This is a genomic window from Streptomyces sp. NPDC058773 (assembly GCF_042746015.1).
In the GTDB taxonomy this organism is placed as follows: Bacteria; Actinomycetota; Actinomycetes; order Streptomycetales; family Streptomycetaceae; genus Streptomyces.
Window position 1 is genome coordinate 142,977 of the sequence record NZ_JBHYPE010000011.1, and the last position, 20,527, is coordinate 163,503.

At 70.3% G+C, this 20,527-nt stretch carries 18 protein-coding genes; 4 read left to right on the top strand and 14 right to left on the bottom strand.

Annotation, left to right across the window (positions count from 1 at the left end):
* Positions 1–143: 143 nt before the first annotated feature.
* The 3 genes from ACFW5B_RS12890 to ACFW5B_RS12900 form a co-directional block, all read right to left on the bottom strand.
* Complete coding sequence (locus ACFW5B_RS12890) at positions 144–1,421, bottom strand: cation:proton antiporter (protein WP_386437625.1); 1,278 nt, start codon at positions 1,419–1,421, stop codon at positions 144–146.
* 141 nt (positions 1,422–1,562) lie between these two features.
* On the bottom strand, positions 1,563–2,423 hold the full coding sequence (locus ACFW5B_RS12895) for a BTAD domain-containing putative transcriptional regulator (RefSeq protein ID WP_386437628.1): 861 nt from the start codon (positions 2,421–2,423) through the stop codon (positions 1,563–1,565).
* A gap of 33 nt (positions 2,424–2,456) precedes the next feature.
* Positions 2,457–2,633, bottom strand: a complete 177-nt coding sequence (locus tag ACFW5B_RS12900) for a hypothetical protein (protein WP_386437630.1) — start codon at positions 2,631–2,633, stop codon at positions 2,457–2,459.
* A gap of 603 nt (positions 2,634–3,236) precedes the next feature.
* Between ACFW5B_RS12900 and ACFW5B_RS12905 the strand changes: the two genes are divergently transcribed.
* The gene (locus tag ACFW5B_RS12905) at positions 3,237–6,815 is read left to right on the top strand and encodes a BTAD domain-containing putative transcriptional regulator (protein ID WP_386437633.1); all 3,579 of its coding nucleotides are present in this window, start codon (positions 3,237–3,239) and stop codon (positions 6,813–6,815) included.
* Between the two features lie 16 nt (positions 6,816–6,831).
* Here the strand turns inward: ACFW5B_RS12905 and ACFW5B_RS12910 are convergent, their stop codons facing one another.
* The 3 genes from ACFW5B_RS12910 to ACFW5B_RS12920 form a co-directional block, all read right to left on the bottom strand.
* Positions 6,832–6,957 (bottom strand): hypothetical protein, encoded by a 126-nt coding sequence (locus ACFW5B_RS12910; RefSeq protein WP_386437636.1) that lies wholly within the window; start codon positions 6,955–6,957, stop codon positions 6,832–6,834.
* Complete coding sequence (locus ACFW5B_RS12915; RefSeq protein WP_386437639.1) at positions 6,954–8,363, bottom strand: amino acid permease; 1,410 nt, start codon at positions 8,361–8,363, stop codon at positions 6,954–6,956. The genes ACFW5B_RS12910 and ACFW5B_RS12915 overlap by 4 nt, the downstream gene beginning before the upstream one ends.
* A 210-nt stretch (positions 8,364–8,573) precedes the next feature.
* A complete protein-coding gene (locus ACFW5B_RS12920; protein ID WP_386437642.1) occupies positions 8,574–9,848 on the bottom strand; it encodes an ArgE/DapE family deacylase in 1,275 nt (424 codons plus the stop codon).
* Between the two features lie 175 nt (positions 9,849–10,023).
* On the opposite strand from ACFW5B_RS12920, the gene ACFW5B_RS12925 reads away from it, so the two are divergent.
* Positions 10,024–10,461, top strand: a complete 438-nt coding sequence (locus ACFW5B_RS12925) for an Lrp/AsnC family transcriptional regulator (protein WP_386437645.1) — start codon at positions 10,024–10,026, stop codon at positions 10,459–10,461.
* A gap of 16 nt (positions 10,462–10,477) precedes the next feature.
* Here the strand turns inward: ACFW5B_RS12925 and ACFW5B_RS12930 are convergent, their stop codons facing one another.
* The 4 genes from ACFW5B_RS12930 to ACFW5B_RS12945 form a co-directional block, all read right to left on the bottom strand.
* Positions 10,478–11,110, bottom strand: a complete 633-nt coding sequence (locus ACFW5B_RS12930; protein WP_386437648.1) for an NUDIX hydrolase — start codon at positions 11,108–11,110, stop codon at positions 10,478–10,480.
* A 73-nt stretch (positions 11,111–11,183) separates the two neighbouring features.
* The gene (locus ACFW5B_RS12935) at positions 11,184–12,488 is read right to left on the bottom strand and encodes a CynX/NimT family MFS transporter (protein ID WP_386437651.1); all 1,305 of its coding nucleotides are present in this window, start codon (positions 12,486–12,488) and stop codon (positions 11,184–11,186) included.
* A gap of 119 nt (positions 12,489–12,607) precedes the next feature.
* On the bottom strand, positions 12,608–13,141 hold the full coding sequence (folE, locus tag ACFW5B_RS12940; RefSeq protein WP_386437654.1) for a GTP cyclohydrolase I: 534 nt from the start codon (positions 13,139–13,141) through the stop codon (positions 12,608–12,610).
* Between the two features lie 554 nt (positions 13,142–13,695).
* On the bottom strand, positions 13,696–14,715 hold the full coding sequence (locus ACFW5B_RS12945; protein WP_386437657.1) for a BtrH N-terminal domain-containing protein: 1,020 nt from the start codon (positions 14,713–14,715) through the stop codon (positions 13,696–13,698).
* Between the two features lie 172 nt (positions 14,716–14,887).
* On the opposite strand from ACFW5B_RS12945, the gene ACFW5B_RS12950 reads away from it, so the two are divergent.
* Together ACFW5B_RS12950 and ACFW5B_RS12955 are read left to right on the top strand one after the other, a co-directional pair.
* Positions 14,888–15,058, top strand: a complete 171-nt coding sequence (locus tag ACFW5B_RS12950) for a hypothetical protein (protein WP_386437660.1) — start codon at positions 14,888–14,890, stop codon at positions 15,056–15,058.
* Between the two features lie 195 nt (positions 15,059–15,253).
* Positions 15,254–15,937 (top strand): RDD family protein, encoded by a 684-nt coding sequence (locus ACFW5B_RS12955; RefSeq protein WP_386437663.1) that lies wholly within the window; start codon positions 15,254–15,256, stop codon positions 15,935–15,937.
* A gap of 66 nt (positions 15,938–16,003) precedes the next feature.
* Here ACFW5B_RS12955 and metC read toward each other — a convergent pair whose 3' ends face one another.
* Genes metC through ACFW5B_RS12975 form a run of 4 tightly spaced genes read right to left on the bottom strand, consistent with a single transcriptional unit; the run spans position 16,004 to position 20,524 of the window.
* The gene (gene metC, locus ACFW5B_RS12960; protein WP_386437666.1) at positions 16,004–17,194 is read right to left on the bottom strand and encodes a cystathionine beta-lyase; all 1,191 of its coding nucleotides are present in this window, start codon (positions 17,192–17,194) and stop codon (positions 16,004–16,006) included.
* Complete coding sequence (locus ACFW5B_RS12965; protein WP_386437669.1) at positions 17,191–18,447, bottom strand: MFS transporter; 1,257 nt, start codon at positions 18,445–18,447, stop codon at positions 17,191–17,193. The genes metC and ACFW5B_RS12965 overlap by 4 nt, the downstream gene beginning before the upstream one ends.
* A complete protein-coding gene (locus ACFW5B_RS12970) occupies positions 18,447–19,316 on the bottom strand; it encodes a sulfurtransferase (RefSeq protein ID WP_386437672.1) in 870 nt (289 codons plus the stop codon). Before ACFW5B_RS12970 ends, ACFW5B_RS12965 begins: the two co-directional genes overlap by 1 nt.
* Positions 19,313–20,524 (bottom strand): acetyl-CoA carboxylase biotin carboxylase subunit family protein, encoded by a 1,212-nt coding sequence (locus ACFW5B_RS12975; RefSeq protein ID WP_386437675.1) that lies wholly within the window; start codon positions 20,522–20,524, stop codon positions 19,313–19,315. Before ACFW5B_RS12975 ends, ACFW5B_RS12970 begins: the two co-directional genes overlap by 4 nt.
* Between the last annotated feature and the right edge of the window lie 3 nt (positions 20,525–20,527).

Here is a 20,527-nt window from a genome sequence, read left to right on the forward strand (position 1 = left end):
GCCGACGGGGTGGTGCACCCCCGCCCTTTCTGGTGGGTGTACCGGGGGGGGTGGGGGGGGCGGGCGTGCCCCCCCCCCCCCCCGCGCCGGTATCAACCCCGGCCCCGGAACGCCGTGCCGGAGCCGGCTCAGCACGTCACGAACTACGGCTGCTTCGTTGCCCGTTGCTCCCGGTCGCCCTCACCCGGCGCCGCCGCCGGGACCCGTGGCCCGGGCGCTTCCCCGTCCTTCGGCGGCGCGCCGATGCTCATGCGCAACAGCGGTCCCGACGCGACCGTGGTCACGACGGCCATCACGACCATCAGCGAGTAGAGCTCGGGATCGAGCAGCCCCAGGGAGAGGCCAACGGTCAGCAGTACCAGCTCGGTCAGCCCCCGCACATTCATCAGCGTGGCGAGCGCCAGGGACGACCGGTGGTCGAGGCGGGCGGCCCGCGCCCCGCCGTAGACGCCGAGCAGCTTCCCACCGCTCGCCACCAGCAGGATCAGCAACAGTTCGCCGATCGCGGTGGCATCGAGTTGCGAGAGGTCCACGCGGAATCCGGCGACCACGAAGTAGATCGGCATCAGGAACGACGCCAGTGGTTCGACCGAGGTGCCCAGGCCCTCGCGGAAACCACCGGGCAGCCCGGTGCGGGGCACGACGATGCCGAACAGGAACGCCCCGAAGATCAGATGCAGCCCCATCCACTCCGTCGCGGCACCGGAGGCGAGCACACCCGCCGTCACGAGCAGCAAATGCACCCGCTGCGGAAGCCGGGCCACCACCCGCCGCCGCAGCAGCCACGGGACCACGAACACCATGGCCGCGGCATAGGGCAGCAGCAGGAGCAGACGCCAGGAGTGCCCCTCCGCCCCGACGACGGCGACCACGACGGCGAGCACCGTCCAGGCGATCACATCGCCCACGGCCGCCAGGGCCAGCGAGAGCCCGCCGACCCGACTGGTGAGCAGGCCGCGGTCGACGATGATCCGGGCGAGGACGGGGAACGCGGTGACGGCCATGGCGGTGCCGAGGAACACCACGAACACCATCGGCTGCCGGCTCGGGTGATTGCCGAGCAGCCAGAGCGCGAACACCGTCCCGAGCCCGAACGGCACCACCAGCGACCCGGCGCTGAGCCAGCCCATCGTGCCCACCTGCTGGCGTACCAGGCGCCGGTCGAACTCCAGCCCCACCAGGAACATGAACAGCGCCACGCCGACGTTCGCGAAGGCGCCGAGCAGCGGTCGGGCTTCGGTAGGGAAGAGCGCGTCGGTGAGTCTGCCGTCGAACAGCGTGGGCCCGAGGAGCACACCGCCGATGATCTCCCCGACCACCGATGGCTGACCCAGGCGGCGGGCGAGGGCCGCCATTCCCTGGCAGACGAGCACGAGGACGGCGAGGGCGAGCAGCAGCGAGCTCGCGTCCGGGGCCGTCACGACGCCACCGGAACATGTCGCAGGGGGAAAACGACCACGGTGCCTCTTTCCTGTTCGCGGGACCGGTACAGCCGCGCCGGCCGCCTGAACATGATGAGTTGTTGAATGTCTGGACTGATTGACCGCGTCGACCGCGCCGGGCTAGCCGACGAAATGGGGATGGCGCGGGAGTTCCGCGGGCGGCTGCAGGTCGCTGACCCGGGAGGCCACGGCGGTCGTAATGGCCCGCTTGGCCCGTGCGATGTCGTCGGCCAGGACGATGTCCTGCGTCATCCGCAGATCTCCGCCGGGATTGATGCCGAGTTCATCGGCGAGGGTCCGGCAGGCGCGGTGAAAGACCCGCAGGGACTGGGCGCGGTGCCGCGACAGGAAGAACGCCAGCATCAGCTGCTGATAGAGGATCTCGTTCAGCGGATGCTGCATCAGATGAAGGGAGAGGAAGTCGATGGCCTCGTGGCACAGACCGGCGCTGAGCTGTGACCAGGCGGTCAGCTCGATGCAGTCGGCGCGCGACTGCTGCAGCCACGAGTCGAAGCCGCCGAGGATCGGCCCGGAGTAGGCACCGCCGAGCAGCGTGCCCCGGCAGAGGGAGAGCCCGGACTTCCAGTCGCGTGCCGCCGACCGGTAGTCGCCGTTCACCATGTCCCGGTGACCGTCGATCCGGTGACGGTGGAATAACTGGAGGTCCAGTTGTTCGCCGTGGAGATTCATGAGATATCCCGGGAACTGGCTCCAGATGACCTCGCCCTGGGACTTGTCGCCGAGCTGTTGGCGCAGCTTCGAGATGTGCACGTAAATCGCGTCGCGCGCCCGGGCGGGCGGCTGTGCCCATACCTCACCGATGAGATCGTCGACGGTGACGATACTGCCCGCCTTCACCAGGAGCGTGGTCAGAATAATCGAGAGGTTCCGGGAACGAATGGTTCGAGGTTCGCCGTTAACAACCAGGCGGAGTGGCCCGAGAATTGCGTAGTGCACGGAACTAGACCCTTCAGAGAACATGCCTGGCGATCAGGGGAAATCGGCACCGAAGAGCTACTCGTTGATGTTGTGCCGGCGTAGGAGGGCCGATCTCGCGGTGACGAATGCCGCGGGGGCCGGGTGACGGCGGACCGCGGCGGTCGCCACGTCCGCCTCGATGAGCGGCGCGGCCGGCCCGGTCGGCACGGCGTACCGGTCTGCCTCTTCGGCGTCATCAAGCCAACTCGCCATGCCCATAAGGTAGTTCGGCGCCATCGACGCGCCCCCGTCGTATGTGGATCCGTTGCCGCCGTGGAGTGCCGCCCCTCCGGCGACCTCCTGGCCCCCTCCCGCAACCGCCTGGGACGCGACTGCTCCGCTGTGCATCGGACCGCTCTCCTTCCCCTTTGCGAGGCTGACTTGGGGAAGGCCCGGCCGGCGGATGGCTGCGAGGGCGCCACCGCGGGCTTCGACCATGGCCTCCCCCCTTCAGCGGTGGTTTCCGATAACGGGCATCCTGCGACATCCCCCTTGCGGTGGCCTGGTCGGGAAGCTGCCGAATTCCTGCCGTCCGCGGCAGCAGTTTTTGGCCATCCTTGCCGAATTGCCTGCGCAGTCCTTGCCGTTCGCTTGCCGGTGGCGACGATGATCTTGGAACACCCCCCTCTCTATGCAAGGCTCCGGTTCGGAGGGGCACCGGTCGCACGGCGCCACCTGCCCGTCAGCAAGATCGCGCGTGCGAGAACGATTGGGACCGACATGCCTTCATCCCTGACGCCGAACCCGCTCCCGAGCACCCCCACCCCTGACGCCGGACCCCACGAAACGCCCCTCCTCCTGAGCGTTCTGGGTCCCATGTCGGCGCGCCACGACGGCCGCGAACTCCCCCTCGGCCCGCCACGCCGCAGGGCCCTGCTCGCCCTGCTCCTCATACGCCTGGGGCGCGTGGTCCCCACGGAAGTGCTCATCGAGGAGCTGTGGGGCGAGGAGCCCCCGCGGCAGGCCGTCGCCACACTCCAGAGCCACCTGTCCCACCTGCGCCGCGCACTCCAGCCGGCGTCCGGCCCCGGCCGCCCCACCGTCCTGCGCCACCGCGCCCCCGGCTACGTACTCGAACTCGCCCCGGAACAGATCGACGGCTGCTGCTTCGAGCGCCTGGTCGCCGAGGGGCGACGACTGCTGGAACGACGCGAGGCGCGCGCCGCACGGGACCGCTTCACCGCGGCCCTGGCGCTGTGGCGGGGCTCGCCCTACACGGAGTTCGACGGCCATCCCCCGCTCAGCGACGAGAGTTCGCGACTCGAAGACGTCCGGCTCACCGCCGTGGAGTCCTGCGCCGAGGCCCATCTCGCCCTCGGGGAGGCCCAGGAAGTCGCCGCGGTCCTCGACCGCGAGGCGCGCCTCCATCCGGCGCGAGAACGCCTGGTCGGCCATCTGATGACGGCCCTGTCCCGGCTCGGACGGCAGGCCGAGGCGCTCGAAGCGTACGAACGGACCCGCGCTCACCTGGACGAGGAGTTCGGTGTGGGCACGGCCGCCGAACTCCGCAGGGTCAGAACCGCGATCCTGCGCCAGGAACCCGGAGCGGGCGGCCCCACCGCGGAACCGCACCCCCGCTACCCCGAACCCTCCGGTTCCACGGTGTTCGGCTACGGCACGGCACTCATCGGTGACGGCGCACGAGGGACGGAGCCAACCGCAACGCAGTTACCGCAACGGCCTGCCACAGGAGGGGAGTTCGAGGAGACGGGCAGAGCCGCGGCTCCCGAAGAGCGCTCCGCCTCCGCACCGGACGAGCCCTTCCCGGCGCCGGACGCCCCCTTCGCGACTGCGGCATCAGCCGGCGACGATGCTCCCTGGACCGGCACCCCGTCCGAGGGGTGGGGCAGCACCGCAAACGCCACCGCGGACGGCACCGGCACCGGGGCCGAGGGCCCCACCGCCACGCCGGGGCACCACCCGGGCCGACAGCTGACACCGGCCCTGAAATTGCCTTCCACCACCGCGCATTCAGAGCAACACCTGCGTTGCGCGCAGGGCGCGAGGGCCCAGGAGTACGGCACCGGTATCGAGGACGTACGGCCGATGGGCAGCGGGCCGGGCACCCAGTCGCCGTTCACCGGCCGCAGCGAGGAGCTGCAGCGCCTGACGGCCGCGGCGGCCGGCGCGCTCGCCGGTCACGGCCACGTCGCGGGCGTCCTCGGCCCCGCCGGCGTCGGCAAGACCCGACTGCTCCTCGAACTCGTCCCCTGGCTGGGCGCCGCCCGCGCCGGTCAGGACGACGCCGGCCTGGAGGTGATCTGGAGCCACTGCTTCCTGGGCGAAGGCGTACCGCCCTACTGGCTGTGGACCCAGATCCTCAGACGGCTGGCCACGACCCGCCCGGACGCCTTCCGCGAGGCGGCCAGACCGTTCGGCGCGCTGCTCGCCCCGCTGATGCCCGAGCGCGCGGCCCGGCCCGGCGGTGCGGCCCCCGAATCCGACTGGGGCCAGGCCCGGTTCCTCACCCACGACGCGGTCTGCGAGGTATTACTCGCGCTCGCCGCCCAGCGCCCGCTCGTCCTGCTCATGGAGGACCTGCACTGGGCCGACACCGCCTCCCTCGACCTCCTCCGGCTGCTGAGCACCCGCAGCCAGGGCTATCCGCTCGGCATCGTCCTGACCGCCCGCGAGTACGAGGCCGAGTCGGACGCGACACTGCGCCGGATGCTCTCCGAGATCCTGCGCGGCCCCCGGACCGAGACCCTGCGGCTCGGCGGCCTGTCCCGGCACGCCATCGCCGCCCTCGTCGTCGCCCAGGCCGGGCCCGGCGTCGACGCGGAGGTCGTCGAGGTACTGCACCGGCGCAGCGAAGGAAACCCGTACTTCGTCATGCAGCTCCTCTCCCTCCTCGGGGACGCGCGCAGCCTGCGCCGGCCCGACGCGGTGGAGATGCTGCTGACCCGGGTCCCGACGGGCGTCCGCGAGGCGCTGCACCAGCGGTTCGCCACACTGCCCGACATAGTGCTGCGGGTGCTGCGGCTGTGCGCCGTCATCGGCACCGAGGTCGACACCGATCTGCTGCAGCGCACCGCCGTCGAGAACGAACCGGTCGCCACGGCACTGGAATCGGCGATCCGGGCCGGACTGCTCGGCGAGGACCCGCACCACCCGGAGCGGCTGCACTTCACCCATGCCCTGGTCCAGGAAACCCTCATCGACGAACTCACCCGCGAGGAGCGGCAGTTATTGCACGCGCGGGTCGCCCGGGGGATCTCCGCCCGCCGGCTCGGACAGGAGGAGGGCGAGGAGATCGAGCGGGTCGCCCACCACGCCTGGCACGCCAAGATCGCCCTGCCCGCCGCCGAAACCCTGCCCCTGCTGCTGCGCGCCGCCGAGCAGGCCGAGCAGCAACTCGCCTACGAACAGGTGGAGATCTGGCTGCGCCGCGCGGTGCACCTGGCCGGGATGCTCCCGCCCGGCGACCCCTCGACGGTGTCCCTGAACCAGCGGCTGCACATTCAGCTCGGCCAGGTCCTGGCCACCACCCGCGGCTACGGCCACGCCGAAGCCGTCACCGCACTCGCCCGCGGCCGGGCCCTCAGTGAGGCCACCCGTTCCCCCGAGGACCCGTCGGTGCTCTGGGCCCTGTGCGCGGCGTACATCGTCACCGGCCGCTACGACACCTCACGCGAGTTCTCGGGTCTGCTCCGCGAACTCGCCGAACGGACCGGTGAGCCCGTGGCGGTGCTCGGCGCGGCCTACGGCGAGGGCATCGTCCTGCACGTCCGCGGCCAGCTGCGGCAGGCGCTCGCCGAGCTGGAGCACGGCGTCGCGATGGCGGACCGCTACGCCAGCGAGGGCGAATCGCTGGCCCGCACCTTCCAGCACGACCCGCGCGTCTCCTGCCGCTCCTACGACACCTTCACCCACTGGCTCATGGGCGACCGCGAGACCGCCTCGGCCCGCCGCCGCGAACTGCTCCGCCTCACCGAGTACGACAGCCGCCCCTCCGACCGCTCCTTTGCGCTCTACGTGGACGCGGTGGTGGCGGCCTGGGAAGGTGACGCCCGCACCGCTCGTTCCTCCGGCGCCGAGGGAGTCCGGGTGGCGGACGAACACGGTCTGCGCTACTGGAAGGCGATGCTCGGCGTACTGGAGGGCTGGGGCCTCACCCACTGCGGACAGGAGGACGGCCTCACCCTGATGAACGTCTCCCTCGCCGAACTCCGCGATTCCCGAACCCATCTGCGCCGCCCCCTCCACCTGGGCCTCCTCGGTCAGGCCCAGCACCGGGCCGGACGGACGGAGGACGCGAAGACCACCTTCCGCGCCCTCCTCGCAGCCGTCCGGAAGAGCGGCGAACACGTCTACCTCCATCCGGAGCTCCCCGCCACCCGGCTCCTCCACGACCTTCTGGGCCGCGGGGCCGCGGAGGCGGTGGCGGCCGGGTGAGGCGCCGCGAGACGCCTCACCGGGCAGCGACGTCCTTGTGGGTGGCGGGCGCCGGGGCGATGTGGATGCCGTCGTTGTAGACGGTGACCGGCCGGGCGGCGGGGCCGCGGAATGCGTCCGAGCAACCACCCCGAGCGCTCAACTACCCTTCCTATTACGCCTCTTGGCGACCCCATAGACGACCGTGAGAGCCGTGAACCACACCGCCCACACATACAGTCCGGGCCGGGTGTCGGCGGAAGTGGTCATCAGCACGACCACGAAGACGAGCGAGGCGAGCGCCAGCCAGTTGGTGACCGGGGCACCGGGCATCCGGAAGCCGACCGCCGGCAGCAGCCCGGCGCGCACCCGGGACCGGTAGCGCAGATGGGAGACGAGGATCATGGACCAGGTCCACAGCCCGGCACAGGCGCTGACCGACGTGATGTAGACGAACGCCTTGTCCGGCGAGACGACGTTGACGACGATGCCGGCGCCCATGACCAGGGTGGAGAGCACCACCGCGGGCAGTGGCAGATGGCGTCCGCTGAGTCCGGCCAGGGCTTTCGGTGCCTCGCCGTTGAGGGCGAGTCCGCGAATCATGCGGCTGGCGGAGTAGATACCGGAGTTGCAGGACGAGAGCGCGGCGGTGAGGACGACGAAGTTCATGATGCCGGCGGCCCCGGGGATGCCGACCTTGGCGAAGACCTGGACGAACGGGCTGACCCCGGGGGCGTACGCGGTCCAGCTGAGGACGGAGAGCAGGACGATCAGCGCGCCGATGTAGAAGACGGCGATGCGCACCGGAAGCGTGTTGATCGCCTGCCGGAGGGTCTTCCGTGGATTCTCCGCCTCGCCGGCGGTGAGGCCGACCAGTTCGACGCCCAGGTAGGCGAAGACCACACCCGGCAGGGCGGCCATCGACGCCCAGGCACCGTGCGGTGCGAACCCGCCGTCGGCCCACAGATGCCGGACCGAGGCGGAGTCTCCGAGGGAGGAGAAACCGAAGGTCAGCACACCGGCCCCGATCACGATCATCGCGATGATCGCCACCACCTTGACGGTGGCGAACCAGAATTCCAGTTCCCCGAAGAGTGCGACCGAGACCAGATTCGCGGCGAGCAGCACGACCAGGGCCGTCGCGGCGGTGGCCCAGACCGGGACGGCGGGCCACCAGTAGGCGATGTAGTGACCGGCCGCGGTGACCTCCGCCATGCAGGAGGCGACCCAGGCGGCCCAGTACGACCAGCCGGTGACGAAGCCCGCGAACGGGCCGCAGAACTCGCGCGCGTGGTCCGCGAAACTGCCGGAGGTGGGGCGCTGGGTGAGCAACTCGCCGAGCGCCCGCATGATGAGGAAGATGACGACGCCCGCCGCGGCGTAACAGGCCACCAGGCTCGGCCCGACCGCGGCGATGCCCTCACCGGAGCCGTAGAAGAGCCCGGTGCCGATCGCGCCTCCGATCGCCATCATCTGGATCTGGCGGCTGCCGAGCCCACGCCGGTAGCCCTCTTCGGGTGCGGCCGTGCCGGTGTCGCGTGGGTGTTCTTCAACCCTTGTCGAGGTCATGGGTCCCCTTCGTTGCATGGTCGTTCGGGGTGTGGGGGGAGTGTGCGGCCGGTCCCCGCGGCGAGGTCCGCAATCGGTGCGGACCTCGCCGCGGGGACGGCGCAGGCCTGTGGCGCTCCGCCTCGAAAGGGCTGCGCGGCCTGCTGAGTGGGCCATCGGCGCGCGGCGCCGGCAGGACGCGACCGTGGCGCCCTGCCTGACCTGCCCGGCCTATCGGGTGCCGACGCTGCGCAGCACCGCGAGGACGAGGGTGCGGGCCACCGCGACGACCTCGGGGACGGACACCTGCTCGCGGGGGCTGTGCGCCAACCGCACGTCGCCGGGCCCGAATTGCAGCGTCGGGATGTCCGCCGCGGCGTACAGCCGCAGGTCGCTCCCGTAGGGGGCGCCGCGCTCGCGGATCGACGGTCCGCCCACGGCGTCGGCGTGTGCGCCCCGGACCAGCTCCGCAAGCGGATGGCCCGCAGGAAGCCGGCCACTGGCGAACCGGCCGCCGGGCCAGGTCACCACCGCCGGGTGAACGCGCAGCCAGGGGTCGTCCGCACAGGCTTCGGCCACACAGTTCTCCAAGTCGGCGATCGCCTCGGCCGGGTCCTCGCCCAGCCGGACGCCCAGCCGGCCCTCGGCGACGAGACAATCCGGCACGCTGCTCGCCCACGAGCCCGCGCGCAGCGTGCCGACACACAGCGCGTACGGCAGCGGGTACTCGGCCATCAGCGGATCGGCCGACGCATTGCGGCGGGCTTCGAGTCGCGCCAGTGACCGGTGGACGGGCGCGTACGCATCGATGGCACTGACTCCGGCGTCACGCGTGCTGGCGTGGGTGGCGCGGCCCGGTACCTCGATGCGGAAGGTCAGCGCCCCGGCATTGGCCGTCACCAGCGTGCCGCCGGTCGGCTCGGTGATGACGCAGGCGTCGCCGGTGTGTCCGCGCCTGAGGGTGCCGAAGGCGCCCAGCCCGCCGTCCTCCTCGCCGACCACACAGTGCGCGGCCACCCGGCCGCGCAGCCTGACCCCGCCGGCGCGGATCGCCGCCAGCGCGGCGAGGTTGGCGACCAGCCCGGCCTTCATGTCGCAGGCGCCCCGGCCATGGACGACGTTCCCGACCGTCCTGGGGGTGAAGGGATCGCCGTCCCACTGCCGGAGGTCGCCGGGCGGTACGACATCGACATGGCCTTGCAGGATCATGGCCGGCCCGTCGCCGCCGTCCGCGGTCGTCGCCACCAGCCCCCACGCCTCGTCGCGCGGAGCCTCGGTCCCGGGGAAGCCGGGGTCCGCGCGGAGCGCGGGCAGATCCATGGACCACAGATCGACATCGAGGCCGAGCCGGTCGAGGTGCCCGGCGAGGTGGTGCTGCATCTCGGACTCGGCGGCGCTCCCGGTGACGCTGGGGATGGCGAGCAACTCCAGCAACATGCGGGAAACGGCTTCCTCGTCGATCGCCGCCAGCGCGGCGGCCTCCTCGGCACTCACTGCTGAGGTCATGTGTGGTGGCTCCCGTCGCTGCGGCTCGGTGGGGTGAGTCCGGATGCTATGGTCGGGCCGCTGACGCAATCAATTGCCATATCTTGCCTCTGACCATTGATTTCTTGCCCTATACGAACCCCCGCGGAGTTTTCTTGCGCGCCGCGCGGGTCGTCCCTCTCCCGGAGACAGCGGCGTGGATGCCATCGACGAAGAGATCATCCGTTGTGTGATGCACAACGCCCGGAGCACCTATGCCGAGATCGGCGACGCGGCGGGCCTGTCCGCCCCGGCCGCCAAGAGGCGCCTGGACCGCCTCGTCGCCACCGGAGCGATCCGCGGCTTCACCGCGCTCATCGACACCCAGGCCCTGGGCTGGCGGACCGAGGCATTCGTGGAGGTGTACTGCAAGGGCAACCCCACCCCCGAAGAACTCCAGCACGACCTGGAGGGCATCCCCGAGGTCGTCGAGGCCTGCACCGTCTCCGGCGCGGCGGACGCCATGCTCCACATGCTCGCCAAGGACATCCCCCACCTGGAACAGGCAGTCCAACGCGTCCGCGGCGCCTCCGTCATCGACCGCACCGAGAGCGTGATCGTGCTCTCCCGCCTGATCAACAGGCCGCGGTTGTAAGGCAGGTGCGGGCCATTCACCGAACGGAAGCGAGCAGCCTCTCCGAGTGCTGAGCGATCATGTGCTCCACCGCGAAAGGCATCTGGCAGGAGCGCGCCTGGCCGAGGGTGAGCCACACGGGTTCCTCACCCTCCTCATTCACGGTCACCTCCGCATGGCCCCCCGCTTCCCGCTGCCCGTCGACCTCCAGCAGGTAGGCGTGCCAACGATGCGCATCGGAACCCCTCCGGCACACATCTCCCCTCACATGCTCGTCCGCGACGAGTCGGAGGTCCCCGATCACATCGCGGATGCCCACTTCCTCCCACAGCTCCCGCGCGGCCGCGCACTTGGGTTCCTCGCCACGTTCGACATGGCCGGCGGGCACGGTCATGGAATACGGGAAGGCGGTCCGCTGGAAGAAGAGAAACCTCCCGTGCCGGTCGCGTACGAAGACACCGGCACTTTCGTGCCAGTACTCACCGTCCGCGTCGGTCCACCAGTTGATGCGGGGGTCGATGACGACGGCTCTCTCCGCCTCGCGGCCGCACGCACCGCAGGTGCAGCGTTTTCTTCCGTCCACGACGATCCAGGTGACCGCTTCGGCATGGCAGTACAGGCAGTACTCGCCATAGGTGTTGTCCCGCGACGGAAGAAAGTCGAGTTTCATCCTGCCCTCTCCGAGGTGAAGGACTGCCGTCAGCTGCTACGGCGGTCGGGAACGCCACACTTCCGTGGCTCGGTCAGGGTCTCCTGCGGTCGGGCGTACCGGCATCCGCCGCGTTCCCCCGGGATTCCGAGCCTTCCTCCATGCCCGCCACACCCGGTGCGCCGGGCAACGGGGACGCACCGGCCGCCGAACCGCTCGCGGACGTACGCGCGGTCACCAGCAGCAGCACCGTGCCCACTCCGCCGAAGGCCAGCGTGGCGGCAGCGGCGGCGCTCCATCCGGCAGCCGCGACGACCGTTCCGAAGACCGGCGGTCCGAGCAGAATCCCCATACTGCCGAGCTGGTTGAGGATGCCATTGGCGACATCGACATGCTCAGGACGGCTCACCGAGGCGGGCACGGCGGCGAAGACGGCGGAGATGAGCAGCCCGTTGACGGCAAGAACGAGCGTGGCCGCAACAGTGTTGACCGCCATGGGCAACGCGACCGAGAAGGCGGGGAGGCAGGCCAGCGGCATCACTACGCCCAGCGGGACCAGCGAGGAGAGTGCGAAGCCGCGCCGCAGCAGCCAACTGGCCACGAGCCCCCCGGCCGCGCTCCCCAGACAGACCACGGCCACCAAGGTGCCGGCCAGCGCCGGCGTCGCCTGCTGGTGTTCGGTGAGAAACGGCGGAAGCGCCATCACCACACCGACACCGACCAGCGACAGAGTTCCGTACGCCCCACCGAGCCGCACCGCCCCGTTCCAGGCGCCGGCTTCGCGGTGTGTCCGCCGGGCCGCCATGCGCGGCAGCGGAGGAAGGACGGCCGTGAGCACACCGGCCATGATCAGCGGGCCCAGTGCGGTGAGGGCCAGCCATTGGTTCCACGTCCGCCAGGAGGCCAGGGCGCCACCCGTGACCGCGGCGATGGCCAGCCCCGTCGGCACGCAGGTGCCCCACAACGCGAGCGCCGCCGAGCGGACGCCGCCCTGTGTCAGCCGGGTGAGGACGACCGGTCCCGCCACGAACACCAGCAGGTAGCCGATTCCTTCCGCGATACGGGACGCCAGCAGCAGTCCCCAGGAGCCGGCGGTCGCGCCACCGGCGGCCGCCAGCGCCATCACATAGAGGCCCCAGGGCAGGGCCCGCTGGGCGCCGAAGCGGCGGACCCACCATCCCGCCGGGATGCCGAGGGCGGCGCTCACCGCCGTGATGCTCGAGGTGGCCCAGGCGAGTTCACCGTCCGACAGGCCCAGTGACGCACGAAGGGCGGACCCCGCCGGTGAGACGGCACCCAGCCCGACCGCCGCCAGCACACCCGCGAACCATGTCGCCAGGGCGTACTTCCAGGGCGATGCCGCAGCGCAGCGGTGACCGACGCTCTTCCTGTCGCGCACGGTACTCCTTGTGCCGTCCGGCGCGTTGTCCCGCGCGACCGGCCGTGGTGGGACGGGATGACCGGTAGCCGCGTGGCGGGAGGGGCGATCACAGAACACCTCCCGCCACGCGAGTGCGGTCAGTCGGCCAGGCCGAACTTGGCCAACAAATCCAGATCGCCCGCCACATAAGAGGTGTCGGTGGTCACGGTCTGGTCGGAAGGACCACGGCTGCACATACAGAGGTGCCGGCCGCGGGAGGTGACTCGTACGGCTTGTGCGCCGCCGGAGGACATGATCTCTTCGGCGATGTCCTTGACGAGGTACTCCTGGATCTGGAAGCGCCGGCTGAACGCCTGCACCAGACGGGGGAATTTGCCGAGTCCGAGGATTCGGTCACCGGGCACGTACGAGATGTTGACCTTCCCGAAGAACGGGAGGAAGTGATGGGCGCAGATCGAGAAGAAGTTGTTCTCGTGGACACGCACCACACCGGTGTGCTCACCGTTCACATGACACGTGGTCTTGAGGATCTTCGAGGTGTCGATCTCATAGCCACTCAGCAGCTCGCGATAGGCGCGGACGATGCGGTCCTCGCACTCCGGACCGCTGTACCACTCGAGGGCTCTCGTGTCGGTGGTTACATTTGTTTTGAGCCATTCTTCAATGGTCACCTGCCGCCTCCATTTCTTGCTCGCACCAAGGGATCCGAAACCCGGTGGAGGGTTTTCACTATCCACCTGATCGCGTTCCTTGAGAACATTGCTACATCGGCCCACACCCGATCAGATCAATATCCAGGTAATGAGCTGATATCCAAGTATTCAAATCCGCACGGAGAATTGGCGCTTATCTGACGCTTGAATCGACTGTGCGGGGGAATGCGGGGCGTGAATTGGGCCGAAAAAGATATCTGTTGGGCGCCGGAGCACACCCGCTCACTCGTCGTCATGCGGGGCGCGGAGGCGATACGCCCACATTGTCCGAAGCTCGGCGGGACAGTTGAAACGGACACGCCGAGTTCTCGGAAAGGACGGAAAAACGACGCGCTTCGCCCGCCCGCCGCACGTCATACGCGGGTGAGGGCGGCCACCGCGGTGACGGAACCTCGGATGGTGTCGCGGCGTCACGGCACCTGCGGCAACGGCAAGTCGTGAACCTTCTGTGTCGGTTGGATGCCGGTGATGCCGGCCCAGGTGCGAAGGCTTCCTGAAGCCCGTCCAGCCCGTCAGGGCTGCCGGATCGCGCCCGGACCCGCCGCCCGCCCCAGGCAGCTCAGCGCCCGCATGGCCTCGCGCTCCATGCGTGCAACGTCGCGGAGGAGGGTGCCTGCCTGTACGAGGCACTGCGCACGGCCTGATTCACCGGCTTCGGTGATCAGTGCTGCGACTTCCGTCCAGAGGATGGCTGACTCGGCATACAGCCGGTGGCCCGTACGCAGGTGGCTGCTGTCGATCTGCTGAGTGCATTCGGCGAGGAAGTCGCGGTAGAGGTTACGGAACAGGGCGCCGCCGGTGCCGGCCTTCTCCATCAGGAGGGCCGCCTGCGACAGGTCCCGCTGCGGGTCGTCGGTCCGCTGGAGCCATGTGCGTACCAGCTTGCCGGCCTTTTCGACGCCTCGGTGGCCGAGATTGGCGATGGGCGGGTTCAGGAAGGCGTCGGCGCATGCGGTGATGGCGGGAATGATCTGGTCCTGTGGGGAGGGCAGGTTCCGCGGAGCGGTGAGGGTGAAGGACCGGTGTCTGGCGGCCATCGGGCCACGTGCGGCCCTGGCCTGGGCGAGGCCGGCGAGGCTGGTGGACACCCTTCCGCCTTGCTGATCGGTGTCCACCAGGTAGGCGTCGTGGTCGTCGTAGCCGTACATGGCGACGACATGACCGCCGAAGTGCACCTTGGTCCCGAAGTAGTCCAGGTAGTAGCTGTCGAGTTGTAGTCCGACGGGGTGGCCGGAGTGGATCGGGGCTACCACGTTCTCCCAGGCCCTGCGGGGGGAGGCGGTCTCCTGGACCAGGAGTTCCAGCCCGAGTGCGGCGGCCAGGTTTCTGGTGAGTTCAAAAGGCTTGACCCGTCCGCCGAGGAAGGGGAAGTCCATGTTCTTGCTGTCCCAGTAAATGAAGGACAGGCCGGAGCCGAGGCCGAAGAGCATGGGCTCGGAAAGGTCGATTCCCTGGTGCCGCAACAGCACCCCCAGCGTCGAGGTTTCGCAGTGCTGCGTACCGCGGGGGTCAATATCTCTCACTGTGGTCATGCCGTGTTTTCCTCGATGGGGAGGGGATCAGCTGGGTCATCAATTGTTCCTGCGGCGCTTCTGCCGGCCCGACAACGGCCCGCCGGGCAGCGCCTCACCGGGCTCGTGCCGCGTCGGCCGACCCGGTCTCCGTCATGGCGTACAACACCAAGGAGCGCCAGCAGGCCCTCGCTTGCTGGACGCCCGCTCGCATCAAGGCCAGGCCGGCTTCGACGCCGCCACCGGAAAGGGCGTCCTGGTCTCCGTCAACAGTGCACTGGATTCCCTGACGCCGACCGGGATGCAGGGAGAAGTGCTGGGGACCACGGCCAAGAAGGTGTACGACCGGGCTCAGCAGGACTGACGCAGGGGCACGGGAACCCCACGGGGAGGGACGCACCAGCGGCGATGCCGCCGGGGCTCGGCTGGACAGAGTCACGGCCCAACTAGAAAGATTGTCCGGCGGTTCCACAGGCGTGGTCCGGGGGGAACCAGTGAAGCGTGTTTCCCTCCGAGGTGCGCCGCATCGTCCCACTGACACATCGGAGAAAAACCACAGATGAGCTTCGGCGACCCGAACAATCCCTACGGCCAGCAGCCGCCGCAGGCCCCGTACGGAGCTCCGCAGCAACCGGCCCCATACGGCTACCCGCAGCCGTCGCAGCCCCAGCAGGCGTACGGCGCCCCGCCGCAGCCCGCCCCGTACCTTCCTCCCCAGCAGGTCGCGCAGGGCCCCGGCTACCCGCCGCAGCAGGGGATGGCGGCCGGCTGGCACGGTGCGTATGCGAGCTGGGGTGCCCGCGTCGGTGCCACCCTGATCGACTTCCTGTTCGTCGTGCTGGTGCCGATCATCATCGTCGCCGTCTCGATGCTTCTCAGGCACACATGGGACTCGGACTGCGCATACCTCGACATCGAGTGCAAGAACGCCGCGAAGAGGGAGATAGTCCCCTTCATTTTCGTCATGTGGGCGCTCGCCTTCCTGTGGTCCGTCGCCGCCAACATCGTCATCCTCGTCAAGGAGGGCAAGGGCGCGTCGCCGGGCAAGAAGGCCATGAAGATCCAGCTCATCCGCGAGGAGACCGGCCGGCCGCTCGGCTTCGGTCTGGTCCTGCTGCGCCGGATCTGCCACGGGCTGGACAGCGCGGCGTGCAGCATCGGCTACCTGTGGCCGTTGTGGGACGAGAAGAGCCAGACCTTCGCGGACAAGGTCATGCGCACGGTGGTCGTCCGCCGACGCTGAGCTGCGGCGCCCCTGACCGGGCTCCCGCCGCATGCGAGCCGGGCGGCGGGAGCCCCGTCAGGAACGTCAGGATCGGGCATGGGCCGACAAGGTCGCCAGGCCCCGGGCCAGGTCCTCCTTGAGGTCGTCGAGGGATTCGAAGCCGGCGTGTACGCGGAGCAGGGGGCCGCGGCCCGTCCAGGTGCCCGGGAGGCGGTGGGTGACCGGATCGGCGGGCACGATCAGGCTTTCGTAGCCGCCGTAGCTGTGGCCGAGGCCGAACAGCCGGAGTTCTCCGAGCAGCGCGTCCACGGCGGGCTTGTCGTGTCCGGGGGCGAGCTCGAGGCCGAACAGGCCAGCGGCGCCGGTGAAGTCGCGGGACCACAGTTCGTGTCCGGGGTCGCCCGGCAGCGCGGGGTACAGCACGGCACGCACCCCGTCCTGTTCACGCAACCAGGAGGCGAGGCGGACGGCTTGCTGCTGGTGCTCGCGCATCCGGACGCCCAGCGTGCGGAGGCCGCGCAGGCCCAGATAGACATCATCCGCGCCGGCGCACTGGCCGAGCCGGATCGCCGTGGCACGCACCGTGGGGTAGGTGTCCTCGGTGCACACAATGGCTCCGAGGATGCTGTCGGCGTGACCGGTGAGGTACTTCGTCGCCGAGTGCACGACGACATCGGCGCCCAGCTCCAGGGGGCGGTGGAAGGCGGGGGTGGCCCAGGTGTTGTCGATGACGGTGACCACGTCGTGGGTGCGGCACACGCTCGTGACCGCGGGGACGTCCTGGACCTCGAAGGTCGTGGAGCCGGGTGACTCCAGGCAGACGAGGCGCGTGGTGGGGCGGATCAGGTCCTCGATGGACTTGTCGACACCGGGATCGTAGTACTCCGCCTCCACGCCGAGATCGGCCAGCGAGTTGCAGAACTTGCGGGTGGGCAGATACACGGAGTCGCTGACGAGGATGTGGTCGCCGGCCCGGACGAACGACAGGATCGCCGTGGTGATCGCCGCGAGGCCCGAGCAGGTGGCGACGGCGGCGTGCCCGCCCTCCAGGTCGGTCAGTGCCGTCTCGAAGGCGCGGCCGGTGGGGGTGCCGAAGCGGCCGTAGACCGGCATCCGGCGTTTGAGGGGGTCGGCCTGCGAGGCGTCCATCGCGGCCACGTCCTCGTAGAGGACCGTCGAGGCGCGGTGGACCGGCGGGTTGACGTAGCCGTGCTGTTGCCGCGGGTCGGAGCCGGCGTGCACGAACCGGGTCTCCATCGAGGGTTCGCCGGTCATGACACCACTTCCAGATCCGCTTTCTCGCCGTGCGGGGCGGAGGCCGCGGTCCGGCGGCGGCCGCCGAGAACCAGGGCGATGACTGCCGCGACGGCGCACTGCACGGCGACCGCGGTCCAGAACGTGCCCAGGTCGTGAGCGCTTTCGTAGTGGGCGAAGAGGAAGCCGCCCACGACACCGGCGAGCAGGCCGCCGATCCCCGCCGTCAGCCGCTGGACGCCGAAGGCGAAGGCCGGATTGCCGGGTATTCGGTCGACCATCTCCAGGTCACAGCGCAGGAAGAGGAAGACCTCGCCGAGGCTGAAGAGCACGGTGCCGCCCAGCAGGGCAACGGTGTGCCCCAATGACATCACGGCCGTCCCGGCGGCCATCAGGGCGAAGGAGCCGGCCACCAGACGGCGGTAGTCGGCCCGTGCGATCCAGCCCGACAGCGGCGGCTGGAGCGCCACCATCATCGCGCAGTTGAGGAGCATCGCCCAGCCGAGCACCTGGATGTTGTGCACGCCCGCGGCGTACAGGCCCAGGAAGCTCTGGAAGAAGAAGTAGAGGTAGAAGGCGAGCGCCGTGAAGAGCACCGGCCGCAGGGCGCCGCGCAGGGGCTGGAGCTTCCCGGCGGGGGCGGGCCCGTCGGCGGTGCCTGCGTCCGGCGGGGAGTCCTGGCGGCGGGTGAGGGGCCGCATGGTGAGCTGGTGGGCCAGGGTGATCAGGCCGAACAGCGCCGCGGCGCCGAGCAGCAGCACCACCGGGTCGGCGTCGATCAGGACGGCGGCCAGCAGCGGTCCGAGCCCCATACCGGCGTTCAGGGCCGCGCTGCTGACCCCGAGGAACAGCGGCCGCAGCTCGTCGGAGACACAGGTGACGATGTACGCCTTGTTCGCCGGGAGGTAGAGCGCGGGCCCGGCGGCGACGAGGACCACCGCCGGGTAGGCGGCCCAGGGGAGCTGCACGGCCAGCCCCAGCAGGACCAGGCCCGTGGTCCGCAGGGCGAGAGCGCCGACCATCGTCCGCTTGAGGCCGAGCCGGTCCACGACCAGGCCGCCCAGGATGCTGCCGCCGAACTGGATGAACGTGGCGACGGCCACCAGTACACCGGCCAGGCGGACGTCCAGGCCCACCGCCTGGACCATCAGGACACCGATGAACGGGGTGACCATGTAACTGCCGAGTGCGACCACGAAGGACAGCACGATCAGCGACCGGAGGCTCGACGAAAGCCCCCTGAACGTCCGCCACTTGGCCGAGAGCGAGGACATCACGCCGACGGCCCTCCGCTCTGCGGACCGGTGACGACCGGCCGGTCCGCGTCCGGCAGGCCCCATTCGCTCCAGGACCCGTCGTACACGGCCAGATCGTCGAATCCGGCCAGCTCGGCCCCGAGCGCCAGGATGCAGGCGGTGACGCCGGAACCGCAGCTGAAGAACAGGCGCCGACGCTCCCCGGCGAGCGGGGCGAAGGCCTCGCGCAACTGCGCGGCGGGATGCATCCGGCCGTCCCGCTGGAGTTCGCCGAACGGCAGGTTGAGCGCTCCGGGCATATGGCCGGAACGCAGCCCCGGGCGGGGCTCGTCCACCGTACCGGCGAAGCGGTCGCGGGTGCGGGCGTCGATGACCGCCGACGCCGGATCGGTGAGGGCCGCGGCGACCTCGTCGCTGCCGACGAGCAGGCCGGGACGCGGCCGTGCGGTGAAGTCGCCGGGGCGCGCGGCGGGCGTGGGCGCGCCGGTTTCCCGGGGCAGCCCGGCGGCGCGCCAGGCGGGCAGGCCGCCGTCGAGCACGGCGACCCGGTCGTGGCCCATGGTCCGCAGCATCCACCAGGCGCGGGCACTGGAGTAGAGGCCCGCCCCGTCGTACACGACGACGGTGTCACCGTCGTCCACACCGAGTGCCCGCAGCTCCCGGGTGAAGTGCTCGGCACCCGGCATCGTGTGCGGCAGCGGGCCGGAGTGATCCGAGAGCGTGCCGTCGATGTCGAAGGGCCGCGCCCCGGGGATCCGTTCGCCGGTGTCGCGGTGCCCGCCGATCGAGGCGTCGAGCACCACCAGCCCGGGGGCGCCCAGGCGCGGCGCCAGCCAGTCGGCAGCGACCAGCGGGCCGGGCAGGGCGCCGGGCGAGGGCTCGTTCATCGAGTGCCTCCCGAGGGGACGGGGGACCACTCGGCACGGTCCGCGAACCACGCCGCCACGTTCTCCAGATTGGCTGCCACGTCCTCCTCGGTGTCACCGCCGACGACGTAACCGGACAGGAAGAGACCGGACTTGACCCCGCCGTGGAACTCCTGGCCGACCGTGCCGGTGTGCGCGACCTCCTTGACGCAGTCCGGCTCGTCACCGGAGGGCAGATGGGTCAGTACGCCGTTCGACGGCGGGATGCACAGTGCGCCGGCCGGCCGGTAGGCCGGGGTGCCCAGGGTGCTGGGGAGGCCGCATTCGGCGTACAGCCACTCCTTGTCGAGATCGATGCCGAAGGCGTGCCGGACCATGGCGCTGATCATCCCGCCGCCGGTCCGGCTGGCAACCTCGCAGAACACCGTCCGGTCGTCAGGGGTGATCCACAGCTCCGCGTGGAAGGCGGTGTGCGGTGGGGTGGGCAGCTCCGCCAGTACCGCCCTCGCCGCCTTGAGCAGCCGGTCGTACACCGGGTCCTGGGGCGTCAGCGGGAGGTTGGCCACCCAGTCGTTCGCCCGGAAGGACAGGCAGTCGTTGAGGTAGCGGAAGGGGTGCGCGAACACCACCTCTCCGTTCACCACCAGCCCGTCCACGTGGTACATCTGCCCCGGTACGAACACCTCGATCTCACTCGCGCCGCGCCACGGACGGGCGAGACAGGCGTCCAGCTCCGCCTCGTCCCGGATGATGGCCGCGCCCAGGGAGCCGGACTCCGAGAGCGGTTTGATGACCACGGGATAGCCGTGCTCGGCGACGAACTCCAGGGCGGTGTAGGCCGAATCCAGGGGCCGGTAGGCGGGGATCTCCACCGGCCCGCCGACGAGGTGGTCCTTCATGACCACCTTGTCGCGGAAGGCCAGGGCGCTCGCGGTCCGCTGTCCCGGCAGGTCCAGCAGGTCACGCAGCTGTGCCGCGCGTACCACGTCCGCCTCGGCGCGGGCGAAGACGGCCGTGACGGCGTGCTCGCGGGCCAGGCGCAGTGCCGTCTTCTCGACGAGCTGATTGGTGTCGTAGTCGTCGAAGGCGTGCACATGGGCCAAGTGGCCGTATCCTGCGGCGAATTCGGTGGTGGTGAGGATGACCGGCACGAAACCGGAGCCGGCCAGCCAGCGGTCGTACGGGGTCTTGGCGTAGGGCGTCTTGGCGAAGACGAGGACGTGCGGCATGTG